Source organism: Streptomyces sp. NPDC051320 (assembly GCF_040682175.1).
In the GTDB taxonomy this organism is placed as follows: domain Bacteria; phylum Actinomycetota; class Actinomycetes; order Streptomycetales; family Streptomycetaceae; genus Streptomyces.
The window spans coordinates 40,316-56,793 of sequence record NZ_JBFBAL010000021.1 but is presented as its reverse complement, the minus strand read 5'-3'; the positions used below and the strand labels follow the sequence as shown (position 1 = coordinate 56,793).

General features: G+C 67.6%; 15 protein-coding genes and 5 pseudogenes. 12 read left to right on the top strand and 8 right to left on the bottom strand.

Annotation, left to right across the window (positions count from 1 at the left end; all coding sequences use genetic code 11):
• Window positions 1-396: 396 nt before the first annotated feature.
• Window positions 397-1,272: a hypothetical protein gene (locus AB0M87_RS31005; protein ID WP_365858862.1), complete on the bottom strand. Its 876-nt coding sequence runs from the start codon at window positions 1,270-1,272 to the stop codon at window positions 397-399.
• A gap of 436 nt (window positions 1,273-1,708) precedes the next feature.
• Here AB0M87_RS31005 and AB0M87_RS31000 point away from each other — a divergent pair.
• From AB0M87_RS31000 to AB0M87_RS30965, 8 genes and pseudogenes are all read left to right on the top strand, one after another.
• Window positions 1,709-1,909, top strand: a pseudogene (locus tag AB0M87_RS31000) (cupin domain-containing protein); the annotation flags it as partial.
• Between the two features lie 527 nt (window positions 1,910-2,436).
• Window positions 2,437-5,892 carry a DNA polymerase III subunit alpha gene (gene dnaE, locus AB0M87_RS30995; protein ID WP_365858892.1) on the top strand — a complete coding sequence of 1,152 codons (3,456 nt, stop codon included), beginning with the start codon at window positions 2,437-2,439 and terminating at the stop codon, window positions 5,890-5,892.
• Window positions 5,893-6,280: 388 nt separating this feature from the next.
• Entirely contained in the window at window positions 6,281-6,787 is a 507-nt protein-coding gene (locus AB0M87_RS30990; protein WP_365858861.1) for a DinB family protein, read from the top strand.
• A 162-nt stretch (window positions 6,788-6,949) separates the two neighbouring features.
• Window positions 6,950-7,087: pseudogene (locus tag AB0M87_RS30985) on the top strand (IS5/IS1182 family transposase); the annotation flags it as partial.
• A gap of 88 nt (window positions 7,088-7,175) precedes the next feature.
• Window positions 7,176-7,628, top strand: coding sequence for a hypothetical protein (locus AB0M87_RS30980; RefSeq protein WP_365858859.1), 453 nt, complete (start codon window positions 7,176-7,178; stop codon window positions 7,626-7,628).
• A 110-nt stretch (window positions 7,629-7,738) separates the two neighbouring features.
• Window positions 7,739-8,059 (top strand): hypothetical protein, encoded by a 321-nt coding sequence (locus AB0M87_RS30975; RefSeq protein ID WP_365858856.1) that lies wholly within the window; start codon window positions 7,739-7,741, stop codon window positions 8,057-8,059.
• 54 nt (window positions 8,060-8,113) lie between these two features.
• Window positions 8,114-9,031 (top strand): NADP-dependent oxidoreductase, encoded by a 918-nt coding sequence (locus AB0M87_RS30970; RefSeq protein ID WP_365858854.1) that lies wholly within the window; start codon window positions 8,114-8,116, stop codon window positions 9,029-9,031.
• 178 nt (window positions 9,032-9,209) lie between these two features.
• A pseudogene (locus tag AB0M87_RS30965) lies at window positions 9,210-9,395 on the top strand (IS5/IS1182 family transposase); the annotation flags it as partial.
• A 78-nt stretch (window positions 9,396-9,473) separates the two neighbouring features.
• On the opposite strand, the gene AB0M87_RS30960 reads toward AB0M87_RS30965, so the two are convergent.
• The 5 genes and pseudogenes from AB0M87_RS30960 to AB0M87_RS30940 form a co-directional block, all read right to left on the bottom strand.
• Complete coding sequence (locus AB0M87_RS30960) at window positions 9,474-10,079, bottom strand: dihydrofolate reductase family protein (protein ID WP_365858853.1); 606 nt, start codon at window positions 10,077-10,079, stop codon at window positions 9,474-9,476.
• 196 nt (window positions 10,080-10,275) lie between these two features.
• The gene (locus tag AB0M87_RS30955; protein WP_365858897.1) at window positions 10,276-10,677 is read right to left on the bottom strand and encodes a hypothetical protein; all 402 of its coding nucleotides are present in this window, start codon (window positions 10,675-10,677) and stop codon (window positions 10,276-10,278) included.
• A 94-nt stretch (window positions 10,678-10,771) separates the two neighbouring features.
• A pseudogene (locus AB0M87_RS30950) lies at window positions 10,772-11,323 on the bottom strand (pyridoxal-dependent decarboxylase); the annotation flags it as partial.
• Window positions 11,296-11,601, bottom strand: a complete 306-nt coding sequence (locus AB0M87_RS30945) for a hypothetical protein (protein ID WP_365858895.1) — start codon at window positions 11,599-11,601, stop codon at window positions 11,296-11,298. The gene AB0M87_RS30945 and the pseudogene AB0M87_RS30950, both read right to left, overlap by 28 nt.
• Before the next feature lie 608 nt (window positions 11,602-12,209).
• Window positions 12,210-12,515: an STAS domain-containing protein gene (locus AB0M87_RS30940; protein ID WP_365858851.1), complete on the bottom strand. Its 306-nt coding sequence runs from the start codon at window positions 12,513-12,515 to the stop codon at window positions 12,210-12,212.
• Between the two features lie 208 nt (window positions 12,516-12,723).
• Between AB0M87_RS30940 and AB0M87_RS30935 the strand changes: the two genes are divergently transcribed.
• Window positions 12,724-13,050: a helix-turn-helix domain-containing protein gene (locus AB0M87_RS30935; protein ID WP_365858849.1), complete on the top strand. Its 327-nt coding sequence runs from the start codon at window positions 12,724-12,726 to the stop codon at window positions 13,048-13,050.
• Window positions 13,051-13,504: 454 nt separating this feature from the next.
• On the opposite strand, the gene AB0M87_RS30930 is transcribed toward AB0M87_RS30935, so the two are convergent.
• Window positions 13,505-14,074, bottom strand: coding sequence for an AAA family ATPase (locus AB0M87_RS30930; protein WP_365858847.1), 570 nt, complete (start codon window positions 14,072-14,074; stop codon window positions 13,505-13,507).
• Between the two features lie 316 nt (window positions 14,075-14,390).
• On the opposite strand from AB0M87_RS30930, the pseudogene AB0M87_RS30925 reads away from it, so the two are divergent.
• Together AB0M87_RS30925 and AB0M87_RS30920 are read left to right on the top strand one after the other, a co-directional pair.
• Window positions 14,391-14,754, top strand: a pseudogene (locus AB0M87_RS30925) (IS1380 family transposase); the annotation flags it as partial.
• Between the two features lie 59 nt (window positions 14,755-14,813).
• Window positions 14,814-15,251: a VOC family protein gene (locus AB0M87_RS30920; protein ID WP_365858845.1), complete on the top strand. Its 438-nt coding sequence runs from the start codon at window positions 14,814-14,816 to the stop codon at window positions 15,249-15,251.
• A gap of 621 nt (window positions 15,252-15,872) precedes the next feature.
• Here AB0M87_RS30920 and AB0M87_RS30915 read toward each other — a convergent pair.
• Window positions 15,873-16,043, bottom strand: a complete 171-nt coding sequence (locus AB0M87_RS30915; RefSeq protein ID WP_365858843.1) for a hydrophobic protein — start codon at window positions 16,041-16,043, stop codon at window positions 15,873-15,875.
• A gap of 150 nt (window positions 16,044-16,193) precedes the next feature.
• Here AB0M87_RS30915 and AB0M87_RS30910 point away from each other — a divergent pair, with 150 nt between their 5' ends.
• The gene (locus AB0M87_RS30910) at window positions 16,194-16,367 is read left to right on the top strand and encodes a CsbD family protein (RefSeq protein ID WP_365858841.1); all 174 of its coding nucleotides are present in this window, start codon (window positions 16,194-16,196) and stop codon (window positions 16,365-16,367) included.
• The last annotated feature ends 111 nt before the right edge of the window (window positions 16,368-16,478 follow it).

Here is a 16,478-nt window from a genome sequence, read left to right as displayed (position 1 = left end):
GGTCCGAACGACATTCTCCTCGGCCCCCTGCCAAGTACACCCCGACGAGGACGCCGAGGCGTCTGGACACGCTGAGGGACTCGAACTGGAGTGGGGCGGCATGACTTCCAGCGAAGATGCACACCAGGCGCAGCTGGCGGGCCCCCAGCATAGTCCGAGGCCTGCAACTGACGGCGAGGGCGGGCTGTTGCAGCTTTTGAACCAGCGGCTGCTGGAGTCCGCTCTCTGCCCACGTCGGGAGGCTGACGGGTCAGGAAGGTTGGCAGTGCCCGCTGTGATGGCGCTGGTGTTTGTCAGCAGGGAGCCAGCTTTCGGTGATCCCACACCGGGTGCAGGCCGATGAGGACACCGTAGGCCGGGTGAAGCACAGCTCGACCAGTTCATCCGGCAGGGGGGTCAGCTCACGCAGATCAGCCCGAGCACACAGATCCCCGACGGGGAGGTCGCCACCGGTGTGGAGCTTGACTGGGACGTGCCCGAAGTACCTGAAGACGAAGTATGCGACGTGCCCGAAGTGCCCGAAGACGAAGTATGGGAAGCGCTCGAAGTGCCCGAAGTGCCCGAGGACGAAGTATGCGATGTGCCCGAAGCACCTGAAGACCCCGAAGTTCCCGACCCCGTGCCCTCGGTGGCCGTCGGGGCGGGTGGCTGGGTCGCCGTCGTACCGGTGCCGGCGGTCGTCGTGTCGGAGGAGGGCGCGGACGCGGTCCGCTGCGCGGCGGCCTTCGACGTCGTTTGCGGGGCGGCGGCCGTGTCCGGCTGCGTCCCGGCAGAATCCGTGTGGGTCGCGCTGTGCCCGGGACGCTGTTGCGAGGTGCCGGTCGTGGGGGACTGGGAACTCGTGGTCGAAGGCTTCCGGTGCTTGCCCGTTCCGGCCGACGGGAGCAGGGTGGTCTGGTCCGCCGACTGCTCATCGGTGCCCACGCTCGAGAGGTCCGTGGCCGTCGACGCCTCGGCGCGGTGGCCGGAGCCGCGGTCCATCGAGGCGACGGTCAGACCGCCGCCGACGAGCGCGACGGCGGTCGCGACCACGGCTCGGCGCTGGTTCTTCTTCCAGCGGGCCCGCTGTCGGCGACGGGCCGCCCGCCCCTGCGTCGCGGGTGCCGGACCCTCGGCATCACTGTCGGCGCCCTCGAAATCACCGCCGGAGTCCTCGAAAACACTGCCGACGTCGACGTAGGCGCCGTACGCGTCGGTCCCCCGTGTCGCTGCCACCTCCGGCCAGAGCGCTGTGGCGGCCGGGGCCGGGACGGTGCGGTCGCCTGCGGGCAACGGCGCTATGTCCGGGGCGTAAGCACCGCAACCGGGGCACACCAAGGCTCCGTTGAGGTGCCGATGGCACGAGGAGCAGTAGTCCATCCGCTTCTTCCTGACGGTTTTGCACGAGGGATCGAGCGTGGGATCGAGCAGCCTGCAACGGTAACGGCGCCTTCGAAAGATCGTGTGAGGCGGATGTGGCGCTCCTGTGCCGATTCTCTTGCTCATCGCGCGAATTTCCAGGTGACCTGCGTGCCCGTGGTCTTGATCACAGTCACCGTGACCCTCGGGCGAGAGGTACACCGGGCGTTGTCGCTTGGCCCTGCGCCGGGGAATCCGAGCAGCACCGTAAAGATCAACGACGACCGCAGAACATGGATTCGAGCCCCCGAAGTCGCCTGAGTGGCCTTGTTCGCGAGTCATGGTTCCGACTCAGGTTCCGTGATCGGTGACACACCCGCACCAGGCCGGTGTCGTGGAGACCGTCAGTGTCACCGCCGGACGGATGACGCGCGTCGTCGACGGCACCGAACACACGGTGGCGGCCGGGCAGACAGCCACGTTCGACGGCGATGCCCGCCACACCTACCGCGGCTCGGACACCGAAACCTGCAACCTGATCATGACCGTTCACATCCCACCCGACCCTGCTCAGGATCTGCGGCAGACCCGGCGTACGTCGGAGTGCGGCTCGAAGTCCGAAGCCCACACCAGGTCGCCGGCACGCGTGAGGCAGATGACTCCGTCCAGAATCGGATACACGACCCGCTCCACATCGTGCCGGACTACTGAGCCCCCCACCGTGCCGCCGCACCGCGGCTGGAACGCTGCAGCGGGCTCGAGCGCCCCGTGGGTATCGGAGTCCACAACGTAGGCGTAGATCCACCCGTCGCGGTGGCGCGTGATGACCTTCGGCGGCGCAGGAAACATCCGCAGAGGCTCACGCACAAGTCGGGCCACCCGAGATCCGGGGGCGGCGTGCACGCCGAGCGAGGCGTGGGCAGGCCGACTACCACGCTCTGACGGGCCAACTATCGCGCTCAGTAGCCAGGTGGAGCGCTCAGTCACATCCGGGATCGCCAGGTGAGGCCGAACTTCGCGACTCGCACGTTCGATTTATGTTCGAGTAATGTAGAGACCCGTAGGGGGCATTTGAGTGGTTTTGTACCGGAGGTGGTGATGGGCGGCGGTGTTCACCTGCATGTCGCCAGCGGCTACTCCGCCCGCTACGGCGCTTCCCACCCGCATGACCTCGTTGCCCGGGCCGCAGAGCGGGGCATCGGGACCCTCGCGCTGACCGACCGAGACACGGTCACCGGGATCGTTCGCTTCGCGAAAGCCGCTGCCGTGGCGGGTGTGCGGCCCATTTTCGGTGCCGACGTCGCGGTCGCCCCGCACTCCCCCGCCGGTCCGGGCCGCCGGGGGCGGATACCGGTCCGTGGGGGCGCGCATGTGGTGGAGGCGCCGCTGCGGGTGACGCTGCTCGCGCAGGACGCCACCGGGTGGGGGCGCCTGTGCCGTTTGTTGTCAGCCGCGCATGCCACGTCGGTGGGTGGGCCGCCGGTCGTATCCTGGCCGGTGCTGCACCAGTACGCGGATCAGGGTCTGACCATTTTGCTGGGGCCGGCCTCGGAGCCGGTGCGGGCGCTGTCAGCCGGGCGGCCGGATATCGCTGAACAGCTCCTTGCGCCGTGGCGGGAAGTCGCGGGGTCGAATCTGCGCATGGAGGTCCTGTGGTGGGGTCTGGAGAGCCTGGGGCCCGGGTCGCTGCGGCTCGCCGCGCACACGCTCGCTCTCGCCGACCGTCTCGATATACAGGCTGTGCTGACCAACGCGGTCCGCTACGCCGACCCCGGCCAGCACAAGATCGCCGACGTCCTGGACGCCGCCCGGCTGCTGCGTCCCATCGACCGGCGCCGCCTGGACTGCGGGGAACGCTGGCTCAAGGACCCGGATGCGATGACGACCGCGGCCGAGCAGATCTGCCGGGCCGCCGGCGCCGGGCCGACGCGTGCGGCCGAACTGCTCGCTGAGACCGCCCGCACCGGTGAGCAGTGCGTGATCGATCCGGTGGCCGATCTGGGGCTGGGCCGGCCGCATTTCCCGGAGCCGGCCGTCGTGGGCGCGGATGCCGGAAAGGGCGGGCCGATGCGGTTGCTGAAGCAGCGGTGCGAGGCCGGGATGGTCGCCCGCGGACTCGACCTGGACCAGCGGGCCATGGATCAGCTCGACTACGAGCTCACCGTCATCGGTCGGCTGAGGTTCGAGCCGTACTTCCTCGCAGTCGCCCAGGTTGTCGCCGACGTGAGGGACATGGGGATCCGGGTCGCCGCCCGCGGGTCCGGCGCGGGTTCGATGGTCAACCACTCCTTGTTCGTCGCCACCGCCAACCCGCTCGAGCACCGGCTGCTCTTCGAGCGGTTCCTCTCCGAGCGCCGTACCTCGCTGCCGGACATCGACGTCGATGTGGAGTCGGCCCGCCGTCTGGAGGTCTACGACCGGATCATCGAGCGCTTCGGCACGGAACGAGTCGCGGTCACAGGCATGCCCGAGACCTACCGGGCCCGCCACGCCCTGCGCGACACCGGCCTCGCCCTGGGGCTGGCCCCCCACCTCATCGACAAGGTCGCGAAGTCGTTCCCGCACATCCGCGCCTGCGACATCCGTGACGCCCTGACCCAGCTTCCGGAGCTGCGGCAACTCGCGGCGCAGGCCGGCTCCTACGGGCCGCTCTGGGAGCTCGCCGAGGGGCTCGACAAACTGCCCCGCGGGATCGCGATGCACCCCTGCGGAGTCATCCTCTCCAACACCACGCTGCTGGACCGCCTCCCGGTTCAGCCGACACCGGGCGGGCAGTACCCGATGCTCCAGGCCGACAAGGAAGACGTCGAAGACCTCGGCCTGCTCAAGCTCGACGTACTGGGCGTGCGGATGCAGTCGGCGATGGCCCACGCCGTCGCGGAGATCCGCCGTACGACCGGCCGGCAGATCGACCTCGACAACCCCGACCATGTCCCCCTGGACGACGTGTTCGCGTTCAAGATGATCCAGGACTCCGACACCGTCGGCATGTTCCAGCTCGAATCACCGGGACAGCAGGACCTGGTCGGCCGGCTCCAGCCCCGCGATCCGCAGGACGTCATCGCCGACATCAGCCTCTTCCGCCCCGGACCGGTCCAGGGCGGCATGCCCGCCCTCTACATCGCCGCCCGACACGGTGCCGCCCCCGCCTACCCCCACCCCGATCTCGAACCCGTACTCCGCGACACCTACGGGGTCACGATCTGGCACGAACAGATCATCGACATCCTGGCCGTGATGACCGGCTGCGACCGCGCCCTGGCAGAAGTCGCCCGACGCGCCCTCGCCGACGAGCAGCGCCTTCCCGAACTGGAAGCATGGTTCAGGGAGAAGGCCGGCGCCCGCGGCTACAGCACGACAGTCCTCGACGAGGTCTGGGCGATCGTGGAGTCTTTCGGGGCGTACGGGTTCTGCCGCGCGCACGCCGTCGCGTTCGCCGTCCCTGCCCTGCAGTCCGCCTGGCTCAAGGCCCACCACCCCGCAGCCCTGTATGCCGGACTGCTCGAGCACGACCCCGGCATGTGGCCCCTGCGGGTGATCGTCGCCGACGCCCGCCGCCACAACGTCCCCATCCTGCCCGTCCACGTGAACCTGTCCCGCCCGACGTACACAGTCGAGGACACCAACACGGGCTGGGGCGTGCGGTTGTCTCTCTCCTCGGTGAAGGGCATATCGGAGGAGCAGGTCGAGCGGATCGCCACCGGCCAGCCCTACAACTCCCTGCAGGACTTCTGGCAGCGCGCCCGCCCGGCCCTGCCGATCGCCCAGCGCCTCGTCCAGATCGGCGCCCTCGACCAGCTGAAGGGCGAGCTGACCCGACGCGACCTGATGCTGCAGACCGGCGAACTCCACCGCCACACCCGCACCCGCCCCGGCGCCGGCCAGCTCCCGCTCGATGACACCCTCATCACCTCCGGGCCGTCCGGACTGCGGGAGATGACCAGCCGCGACATCCTCGACGCCGAACTCCAGGCACTGAACATCGACGTCTCCCAGCACCTGATGGAGCACCACCACCGGCTTCTGCGGGAAATCGGAGCCACCGACGCCCAGCACCTCAAAGCCATGGAGCCAGGACAACAGGTCCTCGTCGCCGGGGTACGGGCCTCCACCCAGACACCACCCATCCCGTCGGGGAAGCGGGTCATCTTCGTCACCCTCGAAGACGGCTACGGCCTGGTCGACATCGCCTTCTTCGAAGACTCCCACGACTGCGCCCACACGATCTTCCACCACGGAGTCCTCCTCGTCCGTGGCACCGTCGAAGCCCGCGGCCCGCGCCGCACCGTGGTCGGGAAAATGGTCTGGGACCTCGAAGAGATCGCCACCACACGCCGCGACCACGGCCTTCAGCCCGTCCTCGAACTCCTCGGCCGCACCGGCCCAGCACCCACACCCGCCCAACCCGCCCCATCCCCGCCCGCTCCCTCACGGACCCTCACCAACGGCACCGCCGGCGCCAAGCTGCACCCCTACGCCGACCTTCGACCCCCCGGCACCCGCTCCGCCGACCTCAACCGACTCGGCCACACCAGCCCCGGGAGCGCCGGATGACCCACAGCCCCCGCACCATCATGCGGATCCACTTCCACCCCGCCGTGCCGACCGCCGAGCTCTACTAGCAACTCCTGGCCGTCCCGGAAAACATCACACCCCGCAACGCCGCCCACGAGGCCGACTGGTGTACTGACGTCGACCTCACCGGTGCCCTGCGCTCTCGGCAATTTCTTTGGGGCTTTCTACGTGGTGGTCTGACAGTGCTGGACGGTGCCTCGTTAAGCCGGCAGTTCATTAGGGCCTGTCCGGCGGCTCAGGCCGGGCGGCCCGCCGGCGCTGCATCGCTGTAGCCGACCCGCCGGGCAAGGGGCTGGGTGGGTGGAGCGGGTTGGGTCCGTCGATAATGCCTCGACATCCGTCGCGGTGATCGGGCACGCTTCGCTCGATGACCGGAATCGACGACACGCCGCCCGCGTGGGACGAGCGCACTCAGCTCACCACGTTTCTCGACTACGCACGTGACACCGCCCGCGCCAAATGCAATGGCGTCTCTGCGGAGAACGCCCGCAAGGCGCTCCTGCCGGGCTCACCGCTGATGACCATGAGCGGAGTGATCAACCACCTCCGCTGGGTCGAGTACTACTGGTTCCAGGTGGTCTTCCTCGGCGAGGAAGACCGGGCCCCCATGACAGAGGAGGACCCCGACCGCGAGATGCGTATCGCCGTCGACTTCCCGCTTGGGCAGTTGCTCGACGAATACGCCGAACAGAGCGCCCACTACCGCGAACTGGTCACCGGGAACGGCCTGGACAACCAGGCCCAGCGAGCCATCCGCAACGGCCTCCACGTCGATCTGCGCTGGATCCTCCTCCACCTCATCGAGGAGACGGCCCGCCACAACGGCCACCTGGACATCCTGCGCGAGATGCTCGATGGCACGACCGGCGATTAGTGTCCTGAGTCAGTAATTCCTCGGCAGTATGAGGCCAGGGATTCGAGGGCCTGGTCGGAGAGGCACAGACGCTGGTCGGCGGGCGGCACGTGGGACAGGATCTTCGCGCAGGTCCTCGCCGACGCCGACGCAGAGGGGCGCATCGACTGATCGGTGGTGTCCGTGGATTCCACCCCCTGCCAAGCGCATCAGCACGCCGCCGGGGCCTGTAAGAAGCCACCGCGGCTACCGGGAAAGGTGGGGCCGTCCCGGCAACACCGCCCCGACGAGGGCCTCGGCCGATCCCGCGGCGGCCTCACCTACATAACGCACCTGGCTGGGAAAGGCGGCCGTCGGCCCCTGGCCCTCCCCGGGCCAGTGGGGCGACGCCCCGCTACTCATCCCCGTCATGGAACGCATCCGCGTCGGCCGGCTCCGCGGCGGGCGCCCTCGCACCCGACCTGACCGCCTCGGCGGCGACAAGACCTACTCCCCCCGCCGCTACCTGCGCAGACGACAGATCAAGCACACCATCCCGGAGCCGAAGAACCGGCGGCCCAACCGTCAGCGCCGCGGCAGCAGGGGCGGACAGTCGAGCGATGACATCGACTTGGCCCGGGCCGGGAGCTCGATCGATCCCAAGCGCGCCACGGTCACTCGTTTCGCTCAGCCCGTGGTGGAGAGCCGCGGTCAGGTGAGCGACGCCGACCTGTCGGCTGTGCGAGGCGCTGGGTGCACCGGCCCGCAGCTCCTGGCGATCGTCACGGTGGCGGTGCGGGTCCTGCTGACCAACTTCACCCACAACGTCAACCAGACCGACATCGACATCACCGCCGTCAGTTCGGTCGGTACGCCGGGATGAGCGTCGGCGTCCTCGTCGAGGCGGCGTATCCAGCCGCTCGACCCGTCACTGTCTCCAACGATCAATCGGGAAGGTTCGGTATGCCGGGCTCCGAACTCTATGAGAGATTCATGGCACTGCACACCCGCGACGGTGGCCTCGTCATGCCGGATACATGGACGGCCTCTCGGCGCTGGTGCCGGCCGATGCCGGCTTCGAGGCGATCGCGACATCGTCAGCGGCGCTCGCTGCCACGCTCGGCCGGTCCGACGGGCGTCGCGAAGTCGCCCCGTGGCGAGCACCTCGAGCATGCGCGGCTGTTCGGTCAGCTCACCGGGCCGCCCGTTAATGGCATGACGCTGCTGCTGGCCCTCGGCCGGCCCGACCCCGAGAAGCAGTACACCAACCCGATGGCGCGATTCGACGCCGACCAGCTGTTCACCCTCGTCTAAACCCCCACCCGGAAACCAAAAGCCACAACACATACGAGGAAGAGGACAATCTCGATGAAAGCCATTGTGGTAACCGACCAGGCCGCGGGAACGGCCGGGATGACGCTGACGGAGCGGCCTGAGCCGCCCGCAGCGATCAACGACGTCATCGTTCAGATTCATGCATCGGGCTTCGTCCCCACTGAGATGGAGTGGCCATCGACCTGGACCGATCGCGCCGGCCGTGACAAGACACCGTCGATCCCCGGCCACGAACTGGCCGGAGTGGTCACCGCCCTCGGCTACGGCACGACGGGGCTGTCGGTCGGGCAGCGGGTGTTCGGCCTCGCCGACTGGCACCGTGACGGCACCCTGGCGGAGTACGTGGCGATCGAAGCACGCAACCTCGCACCGCTGCCCGGCGACGTCGACTTCACGGTAGGCGCGTCCCTGCCAATCTCGGGTCTGACCGGGTGGCAGGGGCTGTTCCGGCACGGCCGCCTTCAGGCCGGCCAGACCGTCCTCGCCCATGGAGCGGCCGGGGCAGTCGGAACGATGGTGACCCAGCTCGCACGTGAGGCCGGCGCTTACGTCATCGGCACCGGACGCGCCACCGACCGTGATAAGGCACTCGACTTCGGCGCACATGAGTTCGTCGACCTCGAGAACGACGCGCTGAAAGACGTCGGCGGCGTCGATCTGGTCTTCGATGTCATCGGTGGCGACGTTCAGAAGCGGTCCGCTGCCCTGATCAAGGCCGGAGGAACGCTGGTGTCCATCGTCGGCCCGGTCGAGGCGCGACCCGCTGACGGCCTGGCGGTGGACTTCGTTGTCGAGGCCGATCGTGCCGAACTGGGTGAGATCGTGCAGCGGGTGCGGGACGGACGGCTGCGCACAAACATCGGGGACGTCGCGAGCTTGGATGATGCCGTTGGTGCCCTTAACCCGACCACGCGACGCAGCGGGAAGACAGTCATCCGCGTACGCCCGTAGGGAGTAACGGCTACAGTCCGACGGCGTAGTCGTCACCCTCGGCGCCGCCGAGCTCGCCGTCGGCGCCCGCACGTCCTCCGGCGAGGTCGTCTGCCACCGACCCGAGCTGGTCAACGGCATCCCCGCCTGCCGCACGTTCTGGCGCCCCGGCAGAACCCCTCTCTCCGTCATCGGCTGGGCGATCCGCAGCCACTTGCGCAAGCGCGGTACCCGGACGGCGATCCCCGTCCGGGCCGACCAGCGACGTCACCTACTGCGGCGGGGAAGCACGGGCGGCAGGGCCCCGGCCTTCGACCGCGAGACCGACAAGCAGTGCATCAACCGTCTGAAGCGATGGCGCGGCCTCGCCACCCGTCACGAGAAGGCCACGACCATCTACCGGGCCGGACTCCACGTCGCGGGCATCCTTCCCAGGTCCGTTGGGCGACCCGAACGAGACCGCCTAGTAGCTGTCGTAGCTGGGCTTACCGTTCGTCCGGTAGACGCCGACGATGGTGCCGCCCTTCGTCGTCGAAACGCTGACCGGCTCCAGCGCGGTGGGGATCGCTCCGTCGGCGAACAGTCGCTTGCCGGTGCCGATGATCACCGGATGGATGGTCAGCCGGTACTCGTCGACGAGGCCGTGATGCATGAGTGTCTGGGCGAGGTCGCCGCTGCCGACGACGTTGACGTTGCCGCCGTCGGACGCCTTCAGCTTGCGTACGGCATCGACGATGTCGCCCTCCAGCAGCGTGGAGTTCTGCCACTCGACGGACGTCAGGGTCCGAGACGCCACGTACTTGTGCATGCCGTTCATACGATTGGTGAACGGGTTGTCGGGATCGGCGGTCGGCCAGTACGACGCGAAGATTTCGTATGTCTTGCGGCCGAGCAGCATTGCGTCGGAGTGCTCGTACCAACCGGCGATGGCCGTGCCGACCTCGTCGTCGGCTACCGGTTTCTGCCAGCCGCCGTACTCGAAGCCGCTCTCAGCGTCCTCGTCCTGACCGCCCGGCGCCTGCATGACGCCATCCAGCGTCAGGAACGTGCAAATGATGATCTTGCGCATAGTGCGCTCCCTTCGTCGACGGGTAGACCGCGCCACCGCCGGAAACTCATCGGAGGAACTTCCGCGGCGCAGCACTGGGGACGTCGTTCGGGTCAGCCCGGCTGTGAGGTGCGGTGCCTCTTGGCCGACCCGAGCGGGCTCTGGTGCCAGCAATGCAAGGCGGAGGGAGGGACGGTTCGCGGCGGGCTGAGCGTCCTCACTGTCGGTGCTCGTGGAGGCGGACGGCGCGGGTCACCTCGTCGAGGAGGATGTCGAGGTCGGCGAGGATGGTCTGGTGGTTGCAGATGCAGGCGCGCAGGATGGTCCCGCCCTGGTGAGTGACCGTGGCCAGGTGGGCCCGGCCGGCGTCCTGGACCTGTTGGGCCACGTAGGTGTGGAAGGCGTCCGGGTCAGCGGCGTCGGTGCAGATGCGGAAGCAGGCCACCGGCAGCGGGCCTCCGGCGCGCAGCTCGAGCAGCGGATGGGCGGCGATCCTCGACCGCAGTTGCGCGGCCAGCTCCAGGTACTGCTCCAGGAGTTGGGTCACTCCGATACGGCCCAGGTGCTGCAAGGTGGCCCACAGGGTAAGGGCGCGGGTGCCAGGGCGGGTGAGTTCCACGGTGGCGTGCGAAAGCCCACGGCCAGGGGGTGCGGTCGTCCGCCGTGAGGTAGGACGCCTGGTGGGCGAAGGCGGTGTGCAGATGCTGAGGGTCGGGTAGCAACAGGGCCCCGCAGCCCACCGGGACGCTGAGGGTCTTGTGCGGATCGATGGTCAGAGAGTCGAGGCGGTCCACGCCCGCATAGTGCGGGGCGAGCGCCGTGACCGAGGCACCGAGCCCGCCCCAGGCGCCGTCGGCGTGGTGCCACATGCCATGGTCTCGACAGATCGCGGTGATGGGCTCCAGCGGGTCGATGGCCCCGGTGGCGGTGGTGCCGAGCGTGCTGACGGTGCAGAACGGCAGCAGCCCCGCGGCCGTGTCGGCCTCGACCGCTGCCCGCAGGGCGGCGGGCTCCAGTCGGTCGGAGGCATCGGTGACGATCGGACGCAGCCGGTGCGCGGGCAGTCCGATGGCGGCGGCTGCCTTGGCGACGGACATGTGGGCCTGCGCGCTGTAGTAGAGGGCCAGCCTGGAGTGATCACGGTCGTATGCCGGTCCGTCGGCGGCTCCTCGTCGGGTGAGGTACCAGGTGCGGGCGCAGGCCATGGCAAGGAGGTTGGCCATGGAGCCACCGCTCGTCAGTACGCCGCCGCTGGTGTCGGGCAGGCCGGCCAGCGCCGCCAGGTCGCGGACGGTGCCTCGTTCGAGTCCATCAGGGCGTGCTCGCCCATGCCGCAGGTGGCGTTGACGGCGGTGGCGAGCAGTTCCGCGATCACTCCGGGGGCAGAGGGCGGTGAGTTGATCCAGGCGAAGAAGGCGGGGTGCCCGTTGCCGGTGGGGTAGGGGGCGATGGCCTCCTGGACGAATGTCAGCAATCCGCCGAGCGCCATGCCCTGTTCCGGGAGCGAGGGTCCTGCCAGGCGCGTCCTGTGCTTGCTGGGCATGGGCTGGGTGACCGGCCGATCGGGCACCTCGGGTCAGATAGTGCGCCACCCACTCGGCGGCGGCCACCAGCTCGTCCCGCAGCACCTTGGGGGCGACGCGAGCAGCTCGCGATCAGTGCCCGCCCCGGGCACATGGGACGCAAACGAGGATGAAGAGTCGTGGTCAAGCATGGGACCGCCGATGTCCTTTGTCTCAGTGAAGGTCCCAACACAGCAGCCGAAACCATGATCACAACGATCGGACGAGCCGCCCGTCACCGCTCGCGCAGGCTCTGACTTACGTGATCAAATTCCGCTGTCACCCAGCCGCGTTCGGCAAGGGTGCCGTCTCGTCCGAGACGTTTCGCTGTCGCACTGAACGAGGGTCCAAAAGGTTCGACCGACACCGACAAGCCAGGAGTTCTCCTCGGTGCGACCGACGAACAAGGCCGGGAACTCTCCGTTTGCCACCGTCCACTGAACGACGGCTCCGAGGTTCGGTGAACTCGGGCCTTTTCGAACGGCCACCGGAGATACCGGAGATCTCATGCACGGCAGCACGCCACAGGAGCTCCAGCAGTGATCGATGACGGCTCCTAGCCGGTTCCGCATCATGTGTCGGTCATGCCTCAGGACCCGGCGGCTCCCTCCACTGTTGCTCGTATGTGAAGGATGGTGTCGGTTCCGGTCACCTTGAGGAGCCGCAACAACTGTGGTCCCGGTGCGACCACGCGCAGGGCGGTGGTCTGGTGGACGATGATGATCAGGTTCAGGAACGAGGAGTCCGCGAAGGTGACGCCGGATGTGTCCAGGACCACCTTCGGATGCTGGATAGCTGCGGTGGTCAATACCTCTGCCAGAGGCGTGATCGAGTGCATGTCGTACTCGCCGTCGGCCACGACGACCCAGGCGTCCCGACACTCGTACTGGGCCACCGAGGCATGCGCAGGCGCATGCCCACCATCCAGGTCAGGCAGCTGCGCGCTGCTTGCGGCAGCGTCACAACCGGGCCCTGCTATGACGGCCTCGTCCCACGACATTCTCGGACCTCCCACGCGCACTTCACCGAACCACGTCACGCAATGCGCGAAAACTATGTCATGTATTTGAGTACCGGTAAAGCTGTCACCTAACATGGACGGCATGATCGGAGAGTCCGAAACGCACACCGGGTGGACGTTCATCACCAACCACGCACGGGTACTTGCGGCCATCGCCGACAACCCGAGCATCCGCATCCGCGACATCGCCGCTCACTGCCGACTCACCGAGCGCGCCGTCCAGCGGATCATCTCCGACCTCGAGCAGGACGGCTACCTCTCCCACACCCGCGAAGGACGCGCCAACACCTACCGCATCAAACCGGACAAGGTGCTGCGCCATCCGGCAGAAGCCGGCCTGCCCGTCGCCTCCCTGCTCTCGCTCCTCGTGCAGGACGAGACCAACCGCGGCAGGAAACCGGTCGCCTAACAGCTCCCAGGAACGCGGACAGCGAGCGGAGCCGCACCTCCGCTCAGCAGCCGGGCAAGGGCCCCGTTGAGTGGTGGCGCCAGACGCCACGGTCCCGCGCCGTGTCGCCGCTGATCTTCGCGAAGAGATTGATACGGACGAGGGTGGCTTGAGGAATATGCGGCCGCCCCCGGCTCGCTAGGTCTGTCCCGAATCCGGCGCTGCCGCCAGGGCATGCGGCTCAATCGAAGTGGGACGGCTACCAGCCTCTTCCGGCCCGGTACGCAGACGGGCGCGTGGAACCGCGCTCTCGCCGGGGCACCCACATGGCAGCCGTTCATTCTTCACTTTCTTCGCTGCTGCTGTTGCATCGAGGCAGTCAGGTGCAGACGTTCACGCAGCTCACCGGGCGGAGCTTGCCGGAAGAAACAACAACAGGAACAATCCGCCGTCTCTGCGTCCCAGCCAGCCTTTGTCACGCCTCCGGGATGCCGGGGAGGTAGCGTCCGCGAAGACGAGTGAACGCGGTAGGCATAGGGCGATGTGGAAGAAATTCCTTAATGTGCTGAGCGCACTCGCGGGCGTCCGCCTTGCTGGTGTCGCACTCCAGGTCGTAATCGCCGTGGTTGTGCACCAGTTCAAATTGGTGCGCAGCTAGCCCGCTGGGGCGGTCGCCCCGGGCTTGCTCACGGCGGACCACTTCGTCTAGCGAACACCGGACGCCGACGAATAGCACATCCTGCGGGCGCAGCACCGCCAGGCAGTCAAGCAGCCGCCACGACTCACTGAGAACATGATCAACGACGATGTCGTTACCCACCTCAGCCATGGCCGCAATCGAGCGATGGAAGCCCATTCGGGTCTGCCGCAGTGCGGTGTCGAGCTCTGCCGGCCCGAGCTCCCGCTTGGTGCGCATCGCGTTGAAGCTGTCGACTGCCAAGTGGAAGAAGACGCCGTCATCTACCACTCTCAGCAGTTCCCGGGCGATACTGGACTTCCCCGAGCTGGATGTGCCATTAAGAAATATGATCCGCCCAGATGCCATGCAGCCATGATCGCACAGCCTCGCGCTACCGAGTCTGCCGGGCCTTTAGGTGGGAGCTGTTGGTCATGGTGAGGTCTCCGGCCGGGGAAGAGACCGCGGGTGTCTGCCGATTGGCAGATTGAGGGCTGCTGCGTAGCTCTGGAGCCGTTCTTCCAGTCCAGTGCACTATTCGTTCAGCTTCTCGTGCTTGCGCTTAACCTCGCGCTTTCACGAGGAGGGCTGTCCGACTGGTGGTCAAGAAAGCAGAACGTGCCTTTTACCGAAAGAATGAGGGTTGTTGAGGTTCTTGATTTCAGCACCGTCGGGCACTTTCCAGATGAAGAAGCGTATCGGGAACTGCCCTCGTGTCCGCGTCGAGGGCGGCGGTCGCGGAGTGGGTTCGCAAGACAAGGTGCTCCTGGACGTCGCCCTGACGTCGCGCTCGGCGGTCACTGCCTCGCGGAGGTCGCGATGCTGCGGTACGAGCCGGCCGTCTTCGGCCCGGTCGCCTCCGACCCCGACGGTCTCCCGCCTGATCGACATCCTTACCGCTTCCGGCGAAAAGGCCCTGCAGACCATCCGTCCGCACAGTCCGAGGTGCGTAACCGGGTCTGGCCGCAACTGGGCCGGGTGCGGCGGCGGACAAGCACCCGGACGCCGGTGGACAGGTCACGGTCGACCTCGACAGTGCCCTGGTACTCGGCTGCGTCCTTGCCGGAAGCACCTGATCGGCCCGGCTCGGCTCGGTAGCATGCAACGCATGGCCATCAAACTTGAGAACGTCGGCATCGCCGTTCGCGACCTCGAAGCAGCGATCTCCTTTTTCACCGACCTCGGCCTCACGGTCCTCGGCCGCGACACGGTCAGTGGTGAGTGGACCGACACCGCCGTCGGTCTTGATGGCAATCACGCCAACATTGCGATGCTCCAGACGCCAGACGGTCAGGGTCGCCTTGAGCTCTTCGAGTACATCCACCCCGAAGCAATCGAGTCGAAGCCCACTCTTCCCAACGAAATTGGCATGCATCGCGTCGCCTTCTCAGTCGACGACATCGACAAAGCCCTTGAGACAGCCGCAAAGCACGGATGCCGTCCGCTTCGCGGTGTGGCGACCTATGAGGACGTCTACAAGCTCACGTACCTCCGCGGTCCCAGCGGCATCCTGGTGATGCTCGCCGAGGAGCTGAAGAAGAACTGACGGCTGCTAGGTCAATTGGCCTCGCGCTTACCCAAGCCGCCCTCCTCAGACCGGGAAACGCCGGCTCGAACACGGTCGCCGACCACATCACCACCGCTCAACTGGCCCCTGGCCCAGCTGCCGAAGAAGAACTGTGCCGCCAGAGATGGCCATAGTGATCTGTCGTGGCGAAGGCACCGTAGGCGTTGAGGGTGCGGCCGATAGTGAGCCAGTGGGTGTGCGGCGTCCCGTCCGGGTCGGTCTCTCCTGGAGGGCACCCCGGATGGAGCGAACCGCATCGAGGTAGGCCGCCCACTTGCGGTCCTCGGATCCCGGCCAGGAGAGCGGCGCGGGAGCCCGTAGCGGCGGTGGTGGCGCGGACCGGTTATGCGAAGGTCCAGGCACTCGCCGTGGGCCGTGAGTATGTCGTCGGCGACGTCCTTGACGAAGCGCAGCGACCACATCAGCAACTGCTGGCGGTCCCTTTCCCCCATGGCGGCGCATCCGGCATACGCATGGCCACGGGGAAGGGCACCGGCGTGGTGTGGCACCCAGCAGCGGGCACGGTGTCAAAGCCTGGCGGAGAACGCAGTGGTGGGGGCTCCGGCAGTGCCGGAGCCCCCACCACGGATCGGATTCTGTCTACCAGCGGTACCAGCGGCCACGCTTGCCGCCGCCGCTCGTGGGACGGATGACAAAACCGAGCAGCCAGACCACCAGCACGATCACGGCGATCCACCACAGAGCCTTGAGCGCGAAGCCGGCACCGAAGAGGATCAGAGCGAGGAGGAGTACAAGAATGATAGGAAGCATGACCAGCCAGATGCCCCGAACCCTTCGATCCACTCCCCCAACGTTTGCAGCTTTTGATGACAGCGCGGATTCGACAGCAATGTTTGGACGTCGCGAGGGCGGCCAGGCGGTGGTTGTTCCTGAAGTCGACCACAGCAAGGTGTGAGTGACATGGCTGCCAACGAAAAGTCGCAGGCCAAGACCGAGCAGGCCAAGGGCAAGGTCAAGGAAGCCGCCGGCCGCACCGTGGGCAACGAACGCCTCACCGCAGAAGGCCGCATCGACCAGGCCAAGGGCGACGCGCGCGAAGCCAAGGAAAAGGCGAACGACACCTTCAAACACTGATCCCTCAGCAACCCGCGAACCCTCCCCGGACCGCGCGGGGCGTGTGGCCCGGCCCCCGTGCCGGGCCACACCCATGCCCCGCCGGACCGGTCGCAGCCGGGCCGCGGGACC

Excerpts from the sequence above, each read along its gene's own strand:
- dnaE (WP_365858892.1), top strand. The coding sequence starts at position 2,437 with ATGGGCGGCGGTGTTCACCTGCATGTCGCCAGCGGCTACTCCGCCCGC.
- AB0M87_RS30990 (WP_365858861.1), top strand. The coding sequence starts at position 6,281 with ATGACCGGAATCGACGACACGCCGCCCGCGTGGGACGAGCGCACTCAG.
- AB0M87_RS30980 (WP_365858859.1), top strand. The coding sequence starts at position 7,176 with ATGGAACGCATCCGCGTCGGCCGGCTCCGCGGCGGGCGCCCTCGCACC.
- AB0M87_RS30975 (WP_365858856.1), top strand. The coding sequence starts at position 7,739 with ATGGCACTGCACACCCGCGACGGTGGCCTCGTCATGCCGGATACATGG.
- AB0M87_RS30970 (WP_365858854.1), top strand. The coding sequence starts at position 8,114 with ATGAAAGCCATTGTGGTAACCGACCAGGCCGCGGGAACGGCCGGGATG.
- AB0M87_RS30960 (WP_365858853.1), bottom strand. The coding sequence starts at position 10,079 with ATGCGCAAGATCATCATTTGCACGTTCCTGACGCTGGATGGCGTCATG.
- AB0M87_RS30945 (WP_365858895.1), bottom strand. The coding sequence starts at position 11,601 with ATGCCCAGCAAGCACAGGACGCGCCTGGCAGGACCCTCGCTCCCGGAA.
- AB0M87_RS30935 (WP_365858849.1), top strand. The coding sequence starts at position 12,724 with ATGATCGGAGAGTCCGAAACGCACACCGGGTGGACGTTCATCACCAAC.
- AB0M87_RS30930 (WP_365858847.1), bottom strand. The coding sequence starts at position 14,074 with ATGGCATCTGGGCGGATCATATTTCTTAATGGCACATCCAGCTCGGGG.
- AB0M87_RS30920 (WP_365858845.1), top strand. The coding sequence starts at position 14,814 with ATGGCCATCAAACTTGAGAACGTCGGCATCGCCGTTCGCGACCTCGAA.
- AB0M87_RS30915 (WP_365858843.1), bottom strand. The coding sequence starts at position 16,043 with ATGCTTCCTATCATTCTTGTACTCCTCCTCGCTCTGATCCTCTTCGGT.
- AB0M87_RS30910 (WP_365858841.1), top strand. The coding sequence starts at position 16,194 with ATGGCTGCCAACGAAAAGTCGCAGGCCAAGACCGAGCAGGCCAAGGGC.